This window comes from Mammaliicoccus sp. L-M44, assembly GCF_022386355.1.
GTDB lineage: Bacteria > Bacillota > Bacilli > Staphylococcales > Staphylococcaceae > Mammaliicoccus > Mammaliicoccus sciuri_A.
The window spans coordinates 1-20689 of the sequence record NZ_JAJNIU010000024.1; the positions used below are offsets into that span (position 1 = coordinate 1).

A 20689-nucleotide genomic window follows, 5' to 3' on the forward strand; every position below is an offset into this window, starting at 1 on the left:
TATAGTAAGCGATAGCGCGCTAGATTATATAAAAAATAAACTGTGAAGTAGAGTCGTACGTTCTCTACTTACACAGTTTATTTTACACTCTCAATTATACAATTATTAAACCATCATTTTTCATGGATAATTATCTGCGCATTGTCAAAGTAGAAGCGGATAACATATATATTCCAGAATTTATTTTACCTGATATAAAATTTGCGATGATTCCTTCTGAAGATAACGCTAAAATAACTGCTCAAATATTCAAAAATGTAGAAGAATACAATCATCAATCTATTGAAATTGCTTCTGATGAATTAACATTAAACGAAGTTGTTGATACATTTACATCTGTGACAGGCATAAAAACTGAAATAAAAGGTCAATTTTCTAGTCAAACTGCTGAAAAAAGTTGGCTAGAAGAAAAAGGATATGTTGTTGACTTTGAACAAATGGATCAAATCAATCCAAATAGATTACGTTTAAATAAATGGATAGAAAAACATTTCAAATAATAATATTATGTTAACAAATGTATGTTGTTGAATAATTGTACAGTCATGTCAGTTATATTCACATAAATTTGTGTCATTGTATTCTTTATGTATACTAAATATAAATTAAGGAGGATGGAAAGATGATTAGATTAGCAAAAGAAGAAGATTTAAAAGATATCCTATATATTTATAATGATGCAATTAAGAATACGACAGCTGTATACACATATGATGAAACAACATTAGAAGAACGTCAGAAATGGTTTAATACTAAAGTAGAAAATAACCAACCTGTTATTGTGTATGAAGTGGATGGTCAAGTTGCTGGTTTTGCAACATACGGATCTTTCAGAGATTGGCCAGCATATCAATATACAGTTGAACATTCAATATATGTTAATGCTGATTTCAGAAGACAAGGTATTGCTTCAAAGTTATTATTAGAAATTATTGATTTAGCAAAGAAAAATGGCTATAAAACGATTGTTGCAGGAATTGATGGTGATAATCAAGGCAGTATTGATTTACATAAAAAATTAGGGTTTAAATATAGTGGTAAAATTGAAAAAGTAGGATATAAATTTGATAAGTGGTTAGATTTAGACTTTTATCAAATATTTTTATAAATGATATACAACCATACTGAGACAATGATTTTTGTTTGAGTATGGTTGTTTTTAATTTTAAACTTCTGAAGTATTTCCTTTTTTTAATGATATTGTGAGTATTAATACTAATATTAACAATATCCCTAATATTTGAAATGGTAAAAATGCGACATTTAACCAAATAGCACTGCTCAATATGGCGATTACAGGTTCAATTGTTCCAAAAAATGCGGTTTCTTTAGCACTTAAATAATTCAAACTAGAAATAAAGAAAAAGAACGCAATCGTTGTACCTGCAATAATCCCAAATAAGAGATAGAAAATAGTTTGGCCATTTAATAGTTGAATATCAATATCCCAAATAGGCGTTTTAAAATTGATAAATATGCCAGATATAAGCATTGACCATCCAACGACGAGAACTGACGGATATTTTTTAATAAATTACCAACATAAATCGTATAAAAAGCTAATGATAAACCAGATATAATTCCCCAAATAATACTACTTTTAGCAACCATTAAGTTGTAAATACTCCCATTTGTTAATAATAAAAAAGAACCGGCGATTGTTAGAGTAATCGCTATTAAATCAAACGCTTTAAAAGTGTCTTTCTTTCTTAAGACATACCAAATAATGATATAGACTGGCGCAATATATTGTAAAAGTGTCGCTACTGCTGCATTACCGTAATTGATGGATGCCATGTATGAGTATTGAACGAGAAACATTCCAAAAATTGAAAATAGCAACAACTTAATGATACTGGTCTTATTTTTAAATATACTAAACAAGCTATGTTGTTTATGCGTTAATTTAAACAAGCATAATAGTAATACACCACTTATAAGCAGTCTTGCTGTTACATACCAATTCATATCAATATGTTGATGTTGAAATAAATAATCAGAAACTGTACCACCTAGTCCCCAAAAGCTTGCACCAAAACATATGATGGATATAGATGGTATGAAAGATGAATTGAGAAGACCTATGATGATTATATTTAAAGCGAAGAAGATAAACTAAATGTAATTCACTGCAAATGAGAGTGGGATAGAAATCTAATTTATTTAAAAAGATTTCCGTCCCGCTTTTTAGTTATGCATTAAAATCCAAATAATAATAAATATCAAATTTACCTTTTTGTTGTGTGAATTGATATGATTTGGTATTTAATCCACCAATTTCAAAGCCATATTTTAAATAAAAGCGATTAGCATTTAAATTATTGTCTTGAGCTATCGTATAAATCCCTTTCATTCCTTTATCTTTTGCGAATTCTATCGCTGCATTTAACAATGTTGATGCAACATTTTGACCGCGGTAAGAAGAAGAGACTTTCAAATCACTTAAATACAAATATTTATTCCAATCCTTTTCAAAAATACCTAAACCAATACATTTGTTATCATCAAATGCACCTATTGCAAAACCTTTCTGATCAATTGAATCAAGCTGATAATCTTCCTCAGGAAAAATCATCGTATCAGAATCTGTTAACACTTCATGATATTGCCATGTATCAGCAGTTCTCGTAACGACAAGTTTACCGAACAATTCAAATGGTTCATTTGGTAATTTAAGTGCATGCTCATTATTTTTAGTAATACGTTCAATCTTTATCATAAATGATGCCACCCCCATTTACATATCATAGCATAACCGAAGAGAATGGTTTTAAACTATTCAATACTTACAATACAATCCATGTTCAACCTTACTTTCTTATCCTCTGCAATGACTTCTAATTTTTTATGTTCACTATCAAATTTATGAATTTCACATGCTATTTCTTTAAAATAACCATCTTCCCAATATTTAATAAGTGCTTGTGGATTATAAAATATTTTCTCTGCTAATACGTTATTCAAATCATTTAATGCAGTTTCTTCTAATATAGGTTTCTCTACTTTTGTTTGATCGGCTATAAATTGTTTAATCATTTCATATTGTTGAGGCATTGTTGCAAATGGTGCCCATTTAATCATGCCTCTTCCTTTAGGAATATTACGTTGTAGATAATGATTAGGAATTTTGCGATAATCTGTCTCATATTTATAAGGTTCTGGTAAGTCAGGATTAATGATTTTCATATACAAGCTCCTTATTCATTTTATTTAAGCAATGGATCGCGTTATTCAAAGAAACGATCATCGTATTTCGTTGTGTTGAAGATGTATAAACATCACGATAAATGACGCGTAAAATCTTTAAATATCCCGTAAATAAAATGAACTTCTCAGTACGATAATCAAATGATTGAAGGTAACGTTCAACTTTGTCTATTTCTTTATAAATAACTTCACCATTTAAAAATATCGCCGTATCATTAGTTGGTTCAACGCTATCTAACATGTAAATGTAAGTTTCAAATTTATGAATCATTAAGTTAATATACTTATTCATCACAAAGACCTCCCGTAGAATCTTTTCTTTTATTATACGAACAAGTGTTCGTGTTTGTAAAGTGAAATGTGAGAGATAAATTTGACTGAATAAATGAAAATCTATTGAAAGCTTGTGTTATATTAAGCATACTTAAGAAAAATTTTTAAAATTAAAGTAGGTGAATAAAGTGACAATTGTGATTGCTGGTGGATCTGGTATGTTGATGGATGCAACGAAATGGATTAAAGAACATTTTGATGATGATATTTGGCTACTTTCTAGAAATCAAAATAAATACTCAGAGGAGTTACTTCATTCAAAAAATATACATTTTAAACAATATGATTATGAAAATGATATTGTGTTAGGTGATGAACATATACGAGATGTCAATATGATGGTGAGTTGGGTACATAGTAATGGTTATTTCAATCATCTGAAGTTCATTGAGAAAAATATAAGTATAGATAAGCATGCTGAACCAATTTATGTTCACGTCGTCGGTACAAATAAATTTGATGATGCTAAGTTTATTAATAGGCTTAAGAATAAAGGCTTTAATGTATTCACGGTAAAATTGGGTCATCGAGTAAATGAAGATGGAACTAAACGTTGGTTGAATCATGAAGAAATTTCAAATGGTGTTATTCAAGCTATACAATTTAAAAAAGATATATTAGTAAGTGATTGATGAGAAAAAGTGATTGAATTTAATATTGTAATATAGAAGATAATCTTATATTAGATTGTCTTCTATTTTTATATTCAATAAAAATAATTATTTCTAACAAATAATTCTGTGTAAAATAATTAGAAATTGTGGAATAAGTATATAAGGAGTGTTAGTATGAATGAAAATTTAATTATAAGATAAAAACAATTACAAAGGGGCGAGATTGAATGAAAATTAAAATTTTAGGGTTCAATCTTTTTGCTAAAGGTGGAACATCAAGAAGTAATATCAATTTAATTAAATCGTTTATTAAAGCTAATCATGAAGTTGTTTATTATAATTTTAAAACTTTTGATAAGACAGCGAAATTTAATACAATGATTAATGAACAATTATTTGATAAGCATTTAAGTTTCGAAGAATTTAAAACAAGTGAAGATTTTGTAAATGCAGATCTCGTTATACTAACGAGAGAAACCTTCTTTTATTTAGCAAGAGAAATAAAATCCATCAATCCAAATGCAATGGTCGTAGGGGAGATACATGGGCCATTAGCATATATTGATGATAATCAAGATTTAGCTTTTGATGCGATTGATGCATATAGAGTGAGCTCTATTGATATTAAGCATGATTTCATCGAACGTTATGGAAAAGAGAATGTCTTTAATCAATATGTTGATGCGTCACATATTATTGTGAATGAAGAACCTAGTGTGACACGAAGAAATTTATTAATTAAAGCGAGGTTTGAAGATAATATAAAGGATATTTCATATGTAATAAAAATGATGAATCGTATCATTAATGTTAAAGGGTATGATGATATACATTTATATATCAAGGGGTATGGACCATCCGAAATATTATATAAAAATTTAATTCATTATTATCAACTAGAGGAACATGTTCATATGAATGAACGTGAACCTAAAAACTATATTTATATATCATCTTCTCCATATGAAACACTAGGTTATTCTATATTAGAATCTATAGCAGAAGGTAATAAAGCATTTATTTATGCTGGCGAAGATGGTGTGCTTAAACGTATATATGAACCGTATCATGCCGTTCAATTTTTGGAGAAAGATATTCAAGAAGATAGTGAGCGTTTAATTGAGTTTATTGATAACAAATATACAAAGGAAGAACGAGCTGAAGATGTAGCTTTATTGAACGCAACATTTATTGATAGAGACTATGCTTCTGATTTTATTGAAGCATCTAAAGCATGTATGGATGGTTTAAAAGTAGGATCAGGAAGTAAGTCACAAGTTACACAAAAAGCCCGTAAAAAATCAAAGCTTGAATATGGTAGAGATTTGTATGAACAATATAAGACTAAACCAGTTATTAGAACAGTGTTAAATAATGAGAAAGTCTTTAATTTTGCTAAAAAGAAATACGAAAAAAGAAAAATGGATAAGCTTAAACAGCAATACGATGCTATTACACCGTCAGAAAACAAAGTGTTCATTGAGTCATTTCATGGGAATAACTTTAGTGGAGATCCGAAATATATCGCATTATATATTAAAGAACATTTTCCTGATAAAGAAGTATATGTAAGTTCTAGAAATGCGTTGGTAGATATGGAAATTAGAAATCATAATTTAATACCTATAAGGTTTGGTAGTGCCATCTATAATCAAACATTTAGGTCATGCAAATATGTCGTGGTGAATGGCAATACTTTAGATAGAGTGTTTAAACATAAAGATCAAATATTTGTACAAACATGGCATGGCTTTCCGCTTAAAAGAATGTTGAATGATTTAGAAGATAAAACTGAAAGAAACGCTCAAGTTGCAGCATTTAAACCAAGAATGAAGAAGTGGGATTACTTATTAACTTCTTCAGCAGTAAACACAATGTTACTAGAGTCATCATTTAATATTCAACCAGAGCAGGACTTGCAAATCCTTCAACTCGGTGCACCGAGAAATGAATATTTAATGAAGCATGACGAAACAGAGAAAGAACGCGTGCTTACGAAATATTTCTTTACTAAAAGTAATGATAAAAAATATATTTTGTTCTGCCCAACATGGAGAAAAGAAAAAAGAGCATTATTATCAAAAATCAATTTAAATATCTTATTAGAACAATTACCTGAAGAATATGAAATTATTGTTAAATTGCATCCTAACGAATCACATTTGAGAGTAACCTATAGTGAATTAAGCGATCGAATTCATTGTTTTTATAATGAACTTGTAGACATTCAAGAACTATATTTAATTTCAGATGCCATGATTACAGATTATTCTTCTACGATATTTGATTATGCACATTTAAATAAACCCATTTTCTTATTGCAAGAAGATACAGAAGTTTACTCAGAACAAACAGGCTTTTACTTTGATATATTCGAACTTGTCACAATAGAAATTGCAAGTAATGATGAACGCATACTGGCTAGACAATTACTAGAAAACAAGCAACCAGATTATCAAAATATAACAGACCAACTATTACAAGATGATAAAATAGGTACCACTGAAAATATCGTGAATTATATATTTAAGTAAGTATTGTACAAAGTGTTGATTTTAAATAGTTATCTTAGAACTCGTGAGTTTATTCATCTTTTAACTCACGTCTATTCAAACATTTTTATTATTACAAACCAAAAACCATCGCTATAGTCTATAGCGATGGTTTTTGATATTAGTGTTTTATAATAAATTTAACGTGTTAAGTTCAGTTCTAAATCTAATGCTTCTTTTAAAACGTTGGACGTTTCTTGTGAATTTACGCCACAACTACCATATTTTTCAGCGAGTTTGAATGCTGTAACGTATAGTTCTAAACTGTCTTTCGCGATATCTTCTGCATTTTCTTCTACGGATGGATTTGCTCTAACCACTAATTCTGCAAATTTTTCTGGTTGGATTTCAATTCCCATGTTTAAATAAACACTCCTATTAGATTTTGTAACGTTACTAAACAAATGTGTTTGAATAACGCTCGTTTTATGTATACCCTAATAAAAAATTAATAATCATCTCTTTTAAAATTTTTTATTTTGAATTAGAATATAGAGTGAATAGAGAGGATGTCAATATTGAGAATTTTATTTATAGGTGATATTGTAGGCAAACTAGGAAGAGAACAGTTAGAAACATATTTACCAAAAATTAAAGCAAGTTACAAACCAACGTTTACGATTGTGAATGCAGAGAACGCTGCACATGGTAAAGGTTTAACAGAGAAAATTTATAAAGATATTTTAAGAATGGGTGCCGACTTTTTAACGATGGGTAATCATACTTATGGTCAAAGAGAAATATATGACTTTATTGGACAAGCAAATAGAATGGTTCGTCCAGCGAATTTCCCTGAAGAAGCGCCAGGTCTTGGCATGAGAATTATTAGAGTTAATGATAAAGATATCGCAATCATTAATTTACAAGGACGTTCATTTATGCCAGCAATAGACTGCCCATTTAAAAAAGCAGATGAACTTATAGAACAAGCTTCAAAAATAACGCCGTATATATTTGTAGATTTTCATGCTGAAACAACTTCAGAGAAAAACGCAATGGGTTGGTATTTGAATGGTAGAGTAAGTGCCATGGTTGGTACACATACGCATATTCAAACATCTGATGAGCGCGTGTTAAATGAAGGTACTGCTTATATTACTGACGTAGGTATGACAGGTTATTATGACGGGATATTAGGTATTAATAAAGCTGAAGTTATAGAAAGATTTATAACAAGTTTACCGCAACGTCATAATTTACCAGATGTAGGTAGAAAAGTATTGTCAGGTGTTATTATTGACCTTGATAGTGCAGGTAAAGCTAAAAAAATACAACGTATATTAATTAATGACGATCATCCATTTGAATAGTATCGTCCATTAGACTGATTTTTATTAAAACCCTTTAATTTCATAGGATTAAAAGGGTTTTTTTGTTATGATATAACATGAGATATTACATGGGGAGGCCATAAAATGAAATCACAAATTTCATGGAAAGTGGGCGGACAGCAAGGCGAAGGAATTGAATCAACAGGTGAAATTTTTGCAACTGCTATGAACCGTCAAGGATATTATTTATACGGATATCGCCATTTTTCAAGTAGAATTAAAGGTGGGCATACAAATAATAAAATTAGAGTATCGTCAAAACCAGTAAGAGCTATTAGTGACGATTTAGATATATTAATTGCATTTGATCAAGAGACGATAGAAGTTAACTATCATGAAATGCTTGAAGGCAGCATTATTATTGCAGATGAAAAAGCGAAACCACAAAATCCAGAAGATAGTAAAGCACAATTGGTTAGTTTACCATTCACAGGTGTAGCAAAAGAATTGGGCACTGCACTTATGAAAAATATGGTCGCAGTTGGTGCAACTTGTGCTGTAATGGATTTAGATACGAAAGTATTCGAATCATTAATAAAAGATCTATTCGGTAAAAAAGGCGAGAGTGTTGTAGATTTAAACATTCAAGCTTTAAATGAAGGATATCGCTTAATGTCTGAACAAATGGACGATTTACAAAGTGAACATACATTAGAACCAACTGATTCAGAAGGTCATTTATTTATGATAGGGAATGATGCAATTGGTTTAGGTGCTGTTGCAGCAGGTGTTAGATTTATGGCAGCATATCCAATCACACCAGCATCAGAAATTATGGAGTATATGATAGATCGTTTACCAGCTTTAGGTGGAACGGTTATTCAAACAGAAGATGAAATTGCAGCATGTACAATGGCAATAGGTTCAAACTATGCAGGTGTACGTTCATTCACATCTTCAGCAGGTCCAGGTTTATCATTAATGATGGAATCAATAGGTTTATCAGGTATGACTGAAACACCACTTGTGATTGTCAATACGCAACGTGGAGGTCCTTCTACTGGTTTGCCAACGAAACAAGAACAATCAGATTTAATGCAAATGATTTATGGTACACACGGTGACATTCCTAAAATCGTATTAGCACCAACTAGTGCAAGTGATGCGTTCTACTTAACTGTAGAAGCGTTTAACTTAGCTGAAGAATATCAATGTCCAGTTATTTTATTATCAGATTTACAATTATCATTAGGTAAACAAACTGTAGAATCATTAGATTACAGCAAAGTTGAAATTCGTAGAGGTGCATTAGTTGAAGGTGATTTAGAAAAACAAGAAGATAAAGCGTACTTTAAACGTTATGCTTTAACAGATTCAGGTATTTCACCACGTATCTTACCAGGTACAAAAGGTGGTATCCATCACGTTACAGGTGTTGAACATGATGAAGAAGGAAAACCTTCTGAAAGTGCTGAAAACAGACAAAAACAAATGGATAAACGTATGCGCAAGACAGCTCAATTATTGATAGATGAGCCAGTAGAATCTAATGAAAAATATGAAGAAGCGGATATATTATATGTTGGCTTTATCTCAACAGATGGTGCAATCGAAGAAGCTATTTCAAGATTGGATCAACAAAATGTGAAAGTCAATCATATTCAAATAAGACAACTTCATCCGTTCCCTACAGATGTTGTGCAAGAAGCATTTAATAAAGCTAAAAAAGTTGTTGTAGCTGAGCATAACTATCAAGGACAATTATCTAATATTATTAAGATGAACATTAATCATCAAAATAAAATTATTAACCAAACTAAATATGACGGTACGCCGTTCTTACCACATGAAATAGAAGATAAAGCTTTAGAAATCGTAAGTAATATGAAGGAGTTGATTTAATTGGCAACATTTAAAGATTTTAGAAATAATGTTAAACCAAACTGGTGTCCAGGTTGTGGAGATTTCTCAGTACAAGCTGCGATTCAAAAAGCTGCAGCTAATGTTGGACTAGAGCCAGAAGAAGTTGCCATTATTACAGGGATTGGATGTTCAGGACGTTTAAGTGGTTATGTAAATTCATACGGCGTTCATTCTATACATGGCCGTTCTTTACCATTAGCACAAGGTGTTAAAATGGCAAATAAAGATTTAACAGTTATCGCTTCAGGTGGTGACGGTGATGGATTTGCGATTGGTATGGGGCATACTGTTCATGCATTAAGAAGAAACATGGATATGACTTATATCGTTATGGATAACCAAATTTATGGTTTAACAAAAGGACAAACATCACCAAGTTCTGCTAAAGGATTTGTAACGAAATCAACTCCAAAAGGTAACATCGAACAAAATATTGCACCTTTAGAATTGGCGATATCATCTGGTGCAACATTTGTTGCTCAAAGTTTCTCTAGTGATATTAAAGAATTAACAAGTATTATTGAAGAAGCGATTAATCATAAAGGATTTTCATTTGTAAATGTATTTTCACCATGTGTAACGTATAATAAAATTAATACGTACGACTGGTTTAAAGAAAATTTAACAAAACTTGCAGATATTGAAGGTTATGATAATACGAATAAATCTCAAGCAATGCAGACTGTATTAGATACTGAATCTATGATTACAGGTATTATTTATCAAGATAAAGATACTCCATCATATGAATCACAAATTGAACAGTTTGATGAACAACCACTTGTTAAAAAGTCACTTAAACTAGAACAAAATCAATTTGATGAACTTGTTTCTCAGTTTAAATAATTATATAATAATACCACTTTAAGCTCATAGATTTATCTATGAGCTTTTATACATAGAAAAGGGGGATTCGAAATGACAAATACATTAATGAGTATTCAAATTATTCCAGAACATCAACAAACAGGTGTTATTCCACTAGTTGATGAGGCAATCAGTATCATCGATCAATCGGGTCTTAAATATGAAGTACATCCTTTAGAAACAACGATAGAAGGAGATTTAAATGCATGTCTTATTCTTATTGAACAAATAAATGAACGTATGGTTGAACTTGAATGTGACAGCATAATTTCTCAGATTAAGTTCTATCATGTGCCTGAAGGTATAACAATGGATACATTAACGGATAAGTATAAATCATAATTTTAAAATAATGAGTTAGAAGAAAAGGAGAATGTTATAGGAAAATATATTAAAGGGGATATGTAAATTGAAAACGGTACTTAAATTTATTAGACCGTATAAATGGTTGTTTATAATCGGTTTAATATTAATGTTAGTAGAATTAGCGGTTGAACTTATTCAGCCCATTTTTATATCAGAAATTATTGATAACGGCATTTTAAAGAATGATTTGAACCACGTATATTTATATTTAGTGATTATGCTTGTAACAGGATTAGTAGCCCTATTATCCGGGATATGGAATAGTTTTGTTGCGGGGCATGTATCTCAAGCATTTGCTTATGATTTAAGAACTGAACAATTTAAGAAAATCCAGTCTTTTTCTTTAGCAACATTAGAAAGGTTTAAGACTTCAAGTTTAATTACGAGGTTAACAAGTGATGTAACCAATTGTGACCAAGCAGTATATATGTCTATTAGAATTATGTTACGAGCGCCTTTAATGATTATTGGGAGTATTATATTAAGTTTTGCAGTCGAACCGAAATTAGCAATTTATTTAGTAATAGGATCTCCGATTATTTTCATTATTATATTTGTAATTGCTCGAAAAGGATCTAAATTATTCACAAAAATTCAAAGAAAATTTGATGAAATGAATAGATTTTTCCAACAGAATTTAGAAGCCGTTAGATTAATCAAAGCGAGCCAAACGAGCAAACAAGAAATCAATCAATTTAATGAAAAAATAACAGATATTAGAAGCAATTATACATACGCATTACGTCTCATGGAATTTATCAATCCATCATTATTATTGATTATAAATGGCAGTATATTAGCTGTTGTATGGTTTGGTTCAGATATGGTCGATCATTCTACTTTAGAAGTCGGTAAATTAGTTGCGATATTAAATTATGGTATGAGAATGCAAGGTGGATTTGGAATGCTTGCTTTCTTAATCATGACACTCAGCAGAATGAAAGCATCAAGTGAACGAATTGAAGAAGTATTAATTACACCATCTGATGAAAAAGTGTTTAATAATGAAATTGAACATAGTTCAAATTATGCATATCCAATTCAATTTAAAGATGTTTCTTTCACGTATCCAAATAGTCATAAACCTGTTTTAGAACATATATCATTTGAAGTGAAACCGAGAGAAACTTTTGCCATTATGGGATCTACAGGTTCTGGTAAATCAACGTTACTCAGTTTGATACCTAAAATGTATAAAGCGACATCTGGAGAAATATTGCTTAACAATAAAAACGTAAACGATTGGGAAATTGAATCTTTAAGAGATGCAATTGGATATGTACCTCAAAAAGCATTGTTATTCTCGGGAACAATTTATGAGAATCTGCAATTTGGAGACCCATCAGCCGAAAGTGAAATGTTAGAATTATCTTCAGAAAAAGCGCAAATAGACCAATCTATCGAACGTTTCGATAATCAATATGATACGATGATTGGTCAACAAGGTGTGACGTTATCAGGTGGTCAAAAGCAAAGACTATCTATTGCTAGAGCACTCGTAAGGAAACCAGGTTTATTAATTTTAGATGATTCAACATCAGCATTAGATATTAAGACAGAATCTGCTTTATGGGATGCATTGGAAGATGAAGAAACGACGAAATTAATTGTGACGCAAAAAATTTCAACTGCTCAAACAGCTGATCGAATCATGTTACTAGTCGATGGACGTATTGAAGCGATTGGGACACATGAATCACTATTAGAAACTTCACCATTGTATAAAGAAATTGCAAGTAGTCAAGAAAGCGCGGTGAGTTCATCATGAGTCTAAGAAATCCTTATGGTCATAAATCAGTATTCAAAGATGAAAATCGTACTCAAAATCCAACTAAGAAGAAAAAAAGAGCTAGAGATACGAAAGGTACATTATTAAATATATGGAAATTAATAGACGAAAAACGAATTCAATTAATTATCGTGATTCTAATGATTATATGTTCATCCATATTAAGTTTAGTTGGACCGTTTTTAATCGGACATATCATTGATACGAAAATTATACCGAAAGAATTAAATGGGCTGCCGCAATATATCGTATTGCTTGCTATTGTATATGTCATGTTGTCGGTTACATCATATATAGGGTCATTTATGATGGTCAGTATTGCCCAGCGCACGGTATATTTATTAAGAAATCAACTCTTTAAACATTTTCAAACTTTACCTGTCGCTTATTATGATCAAAAGCAACACGGTGAACTGATGAGTCGAATGCAAAATGATATTGAAAATGTATCACAAGTATTAAATTCATCATTTATACAGTTTACTTCTAGTGTCGTGACACTCATTGGTACACTTTCAATTATGCTTTATTTAAGTCCTTTACTTACACTATTGACGGTCATTATTATTCCAATCATGTTTATAAGTTTAAGATGGATTACAGCACGAACAAGTGTGTTATATGCTTTACGCCAAAAACAGTATGGAATTATGAATGGATATATCGAGGAAATTGTAAATGGACAAACAGTCGTTAAAGCTTTTTCTCAAGAAAAGTATGTTATAGATACATTTAATGAAAAAGCGAAAGACGTGAGAGAATATAGTTTTTGGTCAATCACATTTGGTGGTTTAATACCAAAAGTGATGAACTATTTAAATAATTTAAGCTTTGCCATTGTAGCTGGTATTGGTGGTATATTAGCACTTAATCAAACTGCTGGTGTTACAGTTGGGGTAATCGTGATTTTCGCTGAATATGCGAGACAGTTTACAAGACCATTATCTGATTTAGCAAACCAATTTAATACAGTATTATCTGCAATAGCAGGTGCTGAACGAGTGTTTGATATAATGGATGAGCCGAGTGAGAAAGATGATAAAGAGGCACAAGATTATCAAAATATTAATGGAGAAATTGAATTCGAACATGTTGAATTCAAATATGATCCTAACCAAAAAGTACCGACTATAAAAGATTTATCTTTTAAAATTAATAACGGTGAATCTGTTGCATTAGTAGGCGCAACTGGTGCAGGTAAGACGACAATCGTGCAACTTATTCTACATTATTATGAAGTGAATAAAGGAAGAATTCTAATTGATGGCATTCCGATTAATAAAATAACGCGTGAATCTTTGAGAAGTTCTATAGGTGTCGTGTTACAAGATTCCTATTTATTTGATGGAACGATTAAAGACAATATTATGTATGGAACGCCAAATGCTACATATGAAGAAGTTGTAGAAGCTGCCAAAAAAGCAAATGCACATGACTTTATAGAAGCTTTAGAAAATGGTTATGATACAGTATTAAAAGGTGAATCTGGTTCGTTATCTCAAGGCGAAAAACAACTTATTTCAATCGCAAGATGTTTACTTCAAGATCCTAAAATACTTTTATTGGATGAAGCAACAAGTAGTATCGATACTGTAACTGAAATTAAAATTCAAGAAGCGTTAGATACATTAATGCAAGGTAGAACGAGTGTTATTATTGCGCACCGTTTAAATACAGTTAAAAAAGCAGACTTAGTCTTTGTATTATCTCACGGTGAATTGATTGAATCTGGCTCACAAGATGCATTGATCGAACAAAAAGGTATTTATTATCATATGTTAAATACAAATGATGATGAGCAAATAAAAGAATTAAACTAAAAGGGGATGCGTTTATGGAATTCAGAGAAATAGATAAAGGTATTGAATCGTTATTCACAGAATATATGAATGAATGGTATGAAAATGAAGAACCGGTAGTTCCATGGGCGACAGATGTTCGTCAACACGGTGGATTTGATAAGATGTTAATCATGTTAGAAGAAGCAATAGCCCCTGTTGATAAAGACTTTGTAAAAGCAAAAACGTATGTACTTATTGATGATGACAAAATTGTTGGCGCTGTAAATATTAGGTATGCATTAAACGACTATTTATATAAAAAAGGTGGCCATGTCGGATACGGTGTTAGAAAAAGCGAACGTGGTAAAGGCTATGCGACAAAGTTGTTGAATTATGCAGTTAAGAATTTAAATAATGAAGGTGTTCATTCTGTTCTTGTAACTTGTGATGAATCAAATGATGCAAGTGCGAAAGTCATTATAAATAATAATGGTGTTGAAGATGAACCGTATCAATCAGATGAACATGAAAATACGAGAAGATTTTGGATTAAGCATCTTTAAAATTAAATATTTGATACATGAAATGAAAGTGCAAAAATGTCGGAACATTTTTGCACTTTATGTTGAACTCTAATATAATATATAGGTATAAATATATGGGCAGAAAGGGTTTTGAAATTGAATGAAGAGCAAAGAAAACATGGGGCCAAAGCGAAGACAGAACCTAATTTAGAGAAGGATTATAGCAAGTACTTCGAACATGTTTATCAACCTCCAAATTTAAAGGACGCTAAACAAAGAGGGAAATCACAAGTTGAATATCATGATGATTTTAAAATAGACGAACGACTTAGAGGTATGGGGAAAGGTCGTAAATTCTATATTAGAACATATGGTTGCCAAATGAATGAACATGATACAGAAGTAATGGCTGGTATTTTACAGGCGTTAGGTTTTGGACCGACGAATTCAGTAGATGATGCTGATGTGATATTACTTAATACGTGTGCGATAAGAGAAAATGCTGAAAATAAAGTGTTCAGTGAAATTGGGAATTTAAAGCATCTTAAACAAGAGCGACCAGATTGTTTAATTGGTGTATGTGGATGTATGTCACAAGAAGAATCTGTCGTTAATAAAATTCTTAAATCATACCAGAATGTTGATATGATTTTCGGTACACACAACATCCATAGATTGCCTGAAATTTTAGAAGAAGCATATATGTCTAAAGCGATGGTCGTTGAAGTATGGTCTAAAGAAGGCGACGTCATCGAAAATTTACCTAAAGTAAGAAATGGTAGAATAAAAGCATGGGTAAATATTATGTACGGTTGTGACAAATTCTGTACGTATTGTATTGTACCGTTCACTCGTGGTAAAGAGAGAAGTCGTATGCCTGAAGAAATTATTGCTGAAGTAAGAGACTTAGCAAGACAAGGCTACCAAGAAATATGTTTATTAGGTCAAAATGTAAATGCATACGGGAAAGATATTGAAGGTTTAAATTATGGATTAGGTGATTTGTTAAATGACATCACTAAAATCGATATACCGCGTGTACGTTTTACGACAAGTCACCCTTGGGACTTTGATGATCGTTTAATTGAAGTGATTGCTAATGGCGGTAATATCGTACCTCATATACATTTACCAGTACAGTCTGGAAATAACCAAGTGTTAAAAATTATGGGTAGAAAATATACACGTGAAAGCTATTTAGAATTAGTTCATAAAATAAAAGCAGCAATTCCTGATGTAGCATTGACAACGGATATCATTGTTGGCTATCCTAATGAAACAGAAGAACAATTTTTAGAAACAATAAAGTTGTATCATGAAGTTGGTTTTGAACATGCTTACACGTATGTATATTCTCCGAGAGAAGGTACACCAGCAGCTAAGATGAAAGATAATGTGCCTGATAAAGAGAAAAAAGAAAGACTTCAAAGATTAAATAAAGTAGTTGGCGAATATGCAGCAGAATCATTGAAACCATATGAAGGACAAGAAGTATTTGTTTTATGTGAAGGTTCAAGTAAGAGAGATGAAGCGGTATTAGCAGGCTATACTGAAAAGAATAAATTAGTTAATTTTAAAGCACCAAAAGATGTAATTGGCAAAATCGTAAAAGTAAAAATTACTGAAGCAAAACAATATTCATTAAATGGTGAATTTATAGATGTTGTATCTAAAGAAAAGGTGGTACATTAAATGTATACAAAAGATGATATTTTAGAACAAGCACGTAAACTAGGGAAAATGATGTCAGAAACAGAAGAAGTAGATTTCTTTAAACGTGCAGAAGCGCAAATCCATGAGAATCAAACAGTCAGAGAAAAAATGGCGAGTTTGAAATCTTTACAAAAACAAGCAGTTAATTTCCAAAACTATGGTAAAGATAAAGCTTTAGCTATGGTTGAAGAAAAAATTAAAAATATTGAAAAAGAATTAGATGAAATGCCAATTGTAAGTGAATTTAAAGAAGCACAAGTTGAAGTAAATGAACTTTTACAAATGGTATCTCATTCAATTAGCCACACAGTTACAAATGAAATTATTGAATCAACAGGTGGTAATCAACTTACTGGTGAAACTGGTGCAGCCGTTAGAAATGCACCAAACACAAGTAGCTGTTCAAATTAAGATTTAACATATTGCACACACGGTGCCTAACAAGGCTGAGAATATACGTGTAGATTTGATCCAGGTAATACTGGCGTAGAGATTGTGCAACTAAAGATTATATATGCTCATAATCATTAGTCTGCCAATACGTAGACTAATGATTTTTTATTTGGAGGAAATATAATGAAGAAGACTAAATTAATGACTTTAACCGCAATATTAACAACAATAAATGTTGTCTTTAGTACATTTATCACGATACCAATAGGTCCAATAAAAGCATTGCCAATGCAACATTTCATTAATGTTATATCAGCCGTATTTCTTGGACCATGGTATGGCTTAGCGCAAGCTTTGTTATCTTCGTTTATTAGAATCTTACTAGGTTTAGGCACGATTTTTGCTTTTCCAGGCAGTATGATAGGCGTATTATTAGCAAGTTTACTTTATAAATATCGCAAACAATTATCGATTGCATCTTTAGGAGAAGTTATAGGTACAGGTGTGATAGGTAGCTTCGTTTGTATTCCGATAGGTTGGTTACTAGGATTAGGGAAAATTGCATTTTGGCCATTATTTTTATCATTTTTCTTTAGTAGTCTAATAGGCGCTATCGCAAGTTATATATTATTAAAAGCTTTTGAAAAAAGAGGTATATTAAAGAAATTAAAAAATGATACTTAAAGTTATATCATGAATTAAAGGGCGTGAAGCATAAATTGCTTTATTACGCTCTTTTTTTAATAAATAAACATACTCGTTTAATAGTAGAAATTTTGATAAAATAGATAAATCGAAAGTTAAAAAAAGGAACGTGAATAAAGATGTCTAAACCAACGCCGATGATGGCTCAATATTTAAAGATAAAATCTCAATATCAAGATACATTATTATTTTTCAGATTAGGTGATTTTTATGAAATGTTCTACGATGATGCAATTGAAGCATCGAGAGTTTTGGAAATAACACTAACAAGAAGAGATGCTAAGAAAGATCCAATTCCAATGTGCGGGGTACCATATCATTCTGCTTCTGGATATATTGAAAAACTTATTTCAAAAGGTTATAAAGTCGCGATTTGTGAACAAATGGAAGATCCGACACAAACTAAAGGAATGGTTCGTAGAGAAGTTGTGCAAGTCATAACGCCAGGTACGGTCATGGATCAAAAGGGTATGGACGAAAAAACAAATAATTATATATTAGGATTTATAAAAGAAGACGGAGAGTTTCATTTAAGTTACTGTGATGTCACAACAGGTGAATTAAAAGTAACATCATTTGTTGATGAAACAACTTTAATTAATGAAATTACAACGATTCACCCTAATGAGATTATTGTTAATAAAGTGTTACCAGATAATTTATATAAACAAATTCAGCTTATAACTGAAACAATCACAGTTATTGATAGCTATGAAGAACGAGATTATGAAGTTGTCACGGGCACATCTCACGCTCAAAAAAGATCATTAAATTATTTATTAAATTATATTCATGATAATGGTAAACGCGATATGCCACATTTAGAAGAAGTTGTCGTATATAGAGCTTTAGATTATATGAAAATGGACTTTTACGCGAAACGAAATCTTGAATTAACAGAAAGTATCAGACTTAAATCTAAAAAAGGTACATTATTATGGTTGATGGATGATACGAAAACACCTATGGGCGCAAGAAGATTAAAGCAATGGATAGATCGACCGCTTATCAACCAAAGAGATATCGAACAAAGATTAGATGCTGTTGAACAATTAGTGAATGGTTTTATTGAACGTGATGAACTTAGAAGTTATTTGAATATGGTATATGATATTGAAAGATTAGTCGGAAGAGTTAGCTATGGCAATGTGAATGCTAAAGATTTAGTACAGTTGAATTATTCAATAAAGCAAATTCCATATGTTAAAGAAATTATTGAAAGATTAGACTCAAAGTCTATAGACCGATTTAAAGATCTTGAACCATTAAATGATTTAGAACGATTATTAGATGAAAGTTTAGTAGAAGATCCACCTATTTCTGTTAAAGAAGGTGGCATATTTAAAAAAGGCTTTAATGAAACACTAGATCAATATAAAGAAGCTTCAACAAACGGTAAGCAATGGATAGCAGAATTACAATTAAAAGAACGTGAACGAACGGGTGTAAAATCATTAAAAGTAAGTTTTAACAAAGTTTTTGGGTACTATATTGAAATTACAAAAGCAAATTTAAATCATATTGATACAGATGCTCTAGGATATCAACGTAAGCAAACATTATCAAATGCTGAACGATTTATTACTGAAGAATTAAAAGAAAAAGAATCTATCATTTTAGGTGCAGAAGATAAAGCAATCGAACTAGAATATCAACTATTCCTTGATTTAAGACAAGAAGTGAAAGCTTATACTGAAAAGTTACAAGCACAAGCTAAATTACTATCAGAAATAGACTGTTTACAAAGCTTTGCTGAAATTGCGCAAAAATATCATTATACTCGTCCAATCTTTAGTAAAGATAAAACGTTATCACTTAAATCATCGCGACATCCGGTTGTTGAACGCGTAATGGATCATAATGACTATGTTCCAAATGACTGTTATTTAGATAAAGAAGGTTTTATCTATTTAATAACAGGACCAAATATGTCTGGTAAGAGTACGTATATGCGTCAAATAGCTATTATTAGTATTATGGCTCAAATGGGAGCATATGTGCCTGCAGATTATGCGCAATTGCCAATATTTGATCAAATTTTTACAAGAATTGGTGCAGCAGATGATTTAGTATCAGGCAAAAGTACATTTATGGTCGAAATGTTAGAAGCTGAAAAAGCTATGGTAGGAGCAACTGAAGATAGCTTAATTATATTTGATGAAATCGGAAGAGGAACATCTACATTTGATGGTCTAGCGCTTGCACAGTCTATGATTGAATATGTACATCATCATACAAAAGCAAAAACATTATTCTCCACACATTATCATGAGTTAACACATTTAGATGAAACGTTATCTGGACTTAAAAATATTCACGTAGCTGCACAAGAATATCAAGGAGAATTGATTTTCTTGCATAAAGTAAAAGAAGGTGCGGTTGATCAAAGTTATGGTATTCATGTAGCGAAATTAACGGATTTACCTGATGAAATTATTGAAAGAGCACATACTATTTTACAAGAACTTGAATCTCATACAAAAGTAGAGAAAGAAGCAGATAAGTATGAACAACCGTCATTCCAATTATTTGAAGAACAAGGGCAATCTGAAATTGAAAAGAAACTTAAATCAATTGATTTAATGAACATAACACCTATTGAAGCATTATCAAAACTGCATGAATTACAAAAACAACTTAAATAGAAAGTG

The 20689-nt window shown here is 31.1% G+C and carries 19 protein-coding genes, 1 pseudogene and 1 riboswitch; of the genes and pseudogenes, 15 read left to right on the plus strand and 5 right to left on the minus strand.

Annotation, left to right across the window (positions count from 1 at the left end):
- The first annotated feature begins 35 nt into the window (after nucleotides 1–35).
- Nucleotides 36–500, plus strand: a complete 465-nt coding sequence (locus tag LQ611_RS11715; RefSeq protein WP_107573191.1) for an NmrA family NAD(P)-binding protein — start codon at nucleotides 36–38, stop codon at nucleotides 498–500.
- Nucleotides 501–622: 122 nt separating this feature from the next.
- Nucleotides 623–1108 carry a GNAT family N-acetyltransferase gene (locus tag LQ611_RS11720; protein WP_107634461.1) on the plus strand — a complete coding sequence of 162 codons (486 nt, stop codon included), beginning with the start codon at nucleotides 623–625 and terminating at the stop codon, nucleotides 1106–1108.
- Nucleotides 1109–1165: 57 nt separating this feature from the next.
- Here LQ611_RS11720 and LQ611_RS11725 read toward each other — a convergent pair.
- From LQ611_RS11725 to LQ611_RS11740, 4 genes and pseudogenes are all read right to left on the minus strand, one after another.
- A pseudogene (locus LQ611_RS11725) lies at nucleotides 1166–2085 on the minus strand (DMT family transporter).
- A gap of 106 nt (nucleotides 2086–2191) precedes the next feature.
- A complete protein-coding gene (locus tag LQ611_RS11730) occupies nucleotides 2192–2719 on the minus strand; it encodes a GNAT family N-acetyltransferase (protein ID WP_107566104.1) in 528 nt (175 codons plus the stop codon).
- A 56-nt stretch (nucleotides 2720–2775) separates the two neighbouring features.
- The gene (locus tag LQ611_RS11735) at nucleotides 2776–3186 is read right to left on the minus strand and encodes a YolD-like family protein (RefSeq protein ID WP_025907214.1); all 411 of its coding nucleotides are present in this window, start codon (nucleotides 3184–3186) and stop codon (nucleotides 2776–2778) included.
- A complete protein-coding gene (locus tag LQ611_RS11740) occupies nucleotides 3173–3499 on the minus strand; it encodes a hypothetical protein (protein WP_025907213.1) in 327 nt (108 codons plus the stop codon). Before LQ611_RS11740 ends, LQ611_RS11735 begins: the two co-directional genes overlap by 14 nt.
- Nucleotides 3500–3668: 169 nt before the next feature.
- Here LQ611_RS11740 and LQ611_RS11745 point away from each other — a divergent pair, with 169 nt between their 5' ends.
- Both LQ611_RS11745 and LQ611_RS11750 read left to right on the plus strand, forming a co-directional pair.
- Nucleotides 3669–4172: a Rossmann-fold NAD(P)-binding domain-containing protein gene (locus LQ611_RS11745; protein ID WP_107591143.1), complete on the plus strand. Its 504-nt coding sequence runs from the start codon at nucleotides 3669–3671 to the stop codon at nucleotides 4170–4172.
- 209 nt (nucleotides 4173–4381) lie between these two features.
- On the plus strand, nucleotides 4382–6688 hold the full coding sequence (locus tag LQ611_RS11750) for a CDP-glycerol glycerophosphotransferase family protein (RefSeq protein ID WP_107590813.1): 2307 nt from the start codon (nucleotides 4382–4384) through the stop codon (nucleotides 6686–6688).
- A 158-nt stretch (nucleotides 6689–6846) separates the two neighbouring features.
- Here LQ611_RS11750 and LQ611_RS11755 read toward each other — a convergent pair whose 3' ends face one another.
- Nucleotides 6847–7065 (minus strand): hypothetical protein, encoded by a 219-nt coding sequence (locus LQ611_RS11755; protein ID WP_025905597.1) that lies wholly within the window; start codon nucleotides 7063–7065, stop codon nucleotides 6847–6849.
- Between the two features lie 159 nt (nucleotides 7066–7224).
- On the opposite strand from LQ611_RS11755, the gene LQ611_RS11760 reads away from it, so the two are divergent.
- The 11 genes from LQ611_RS11760 to mutS all read left to right on the plus strand — a co-directional run bounded on the left by LQ611_RS11760 (nucleotide 7225) and on the right by mutS (nucleotide 20683).
- Complete coding sequence (locus LQ611_RS11760) at nucleotides 7225–8016, plus strand: TIGR00282 family metallophosphoesterase (RefSeq protein WP_025905598.1); 792 nt, start codon at nucleotides 7225–7227, stop codon at nucleotides 8014–8016.
- 105 nt (nucleotides 8017–8121) lie between these two features.
- Nucleotides 8122–9879 (plus strand): 2-oxoacid:acceptor oxidoreductase subunit alpha, encoded by a 1758-nt coding sequence (locus LQ611_RS11765; RefSeq protein ID WP_210142680.1) that lies wholly within the window; start codon nucleotides 8122–8124, stop codon nucleotides 9877–9879.
- Nucleotides 9880–10746: a 2-oxoacid:ferredoxin oxidoreductase subunit beta gene (locus LQ611_RS11770; protein ID WP_025905600.1), complete on the plus strand. Its 867-nt coding sequence runs from the start codon at nucleotides 9880–9882 to the stop codon at nucleotides 10744–10746.
- Nucleotides 10747–10818: 72 nt separating this feature from the next.
- The gene (locus LQ611_RS11775) at nucleotides 10819–11109 is read left to right on the plus strand and encodes a thiamine-binding protein (protein ID WP_025905601.1); all 291 of its coding nucleotides are present in this window, start codon (nucleotides 10819–10821) and stop codon (nucleotides 11107–11109) included.
- Between the two features lie 67 nt (nucleotides 11110–11176).
- Nucleotides 11177–12901 (plus strand): ABC transporter ATP-binding protein, encoded by a 1725-nt coding sequence (locus tag LQ611_RS11780; protein WP_210142681.1) that lies wholly within the window; start codon nucleotides 11177–11179, stop codon nucleotides 12899–12901.
- Complete coding sequence (locus LQ611_RS11785; RefSeq protein WP_025905603.1) at nucleotides 12898–14742, plus strand: ABC transporter ATP-binding protein; 1845 nt, start codon at nucleotides 12898–12900, stop codon at nucleotides 14740–14742. Before LQ611_RS11780 ends, LQ611_RS11785 begins: the two co-directional genes overlap by 4 nt.
- 14 nt (nucleotides 14743–14756) lie before the next feature.
- Nucleotides 14757–15266 (plus strand): GNAT family N-acetyltransferase, encoded by a 510-nt coding sequence (locus LQ611_RS11790; RefSeq protein WP_107565700.1) that lies wholly within the window; start codon nucleotides 14757–14759, stop codon nucleotides 15264–15266.
- 117 nt (nucleotides 15267–15383) lie between these two features.
- On the plus strand, nucleotides 15384–16919 hold the full coding sequence (gene miaB, locus LQ611_RS11795) for a tRNA (N6-isopentenyl adenosine(37)-C2)-methylthiotransferase MiaB (RefSeq protein ID WP_025905605.1): 1536 nt from the start codon (nucleotides 15384–15386) through the stop codon (nucleotides 16917–16919).
- A complete protein-coding gene (locus LQ611_RS11800) occupies nucleotides 16920–17351 on the plus strand; it encodes a YlbF/YmcA family competence regulator (protein WP_025905606.1) in 432 nt (143 codons plus the stop codon). It abuts the gene before it with no gap.
- Nucleotides 17352–17359: 8 nt separating this feature from the next.
- A riboswitch (TPP riboswitch) is annotated at nucleotides 17360–17451 on the plus strand.
- A 65-nt stretch (nucleotides 17452–17516) separates the two neighbouring features.
- The gene (gene thiW / locus LQ611_RS11805) at nucleotides 17517–18017 is read left to right on the plus strand and encodes an energy coupling factor transporter S component ThiW (RefSeq protein WP_025905607.1); all 501 of its coding nucleotides are present in this window, start codon (nucleotides 17517–17519) and stop codon (nucleotides 18015–18017) included.
- Between the two features lie 140 nt (nucleotides 18018–18157).
- Nucleotides 18158–20683, plus strand: coding sequence for a DNA mismatch repair protein MutS (gene mutS / locus LQ611_RS11810; protein WP_107565699.1), 2526 nt, complete (start codon nucleotides 18158–18160; stop codon nucleotides 20681–20683).
- Nucleotides 20684–20689: the final 6 nt, after the last annotated feature.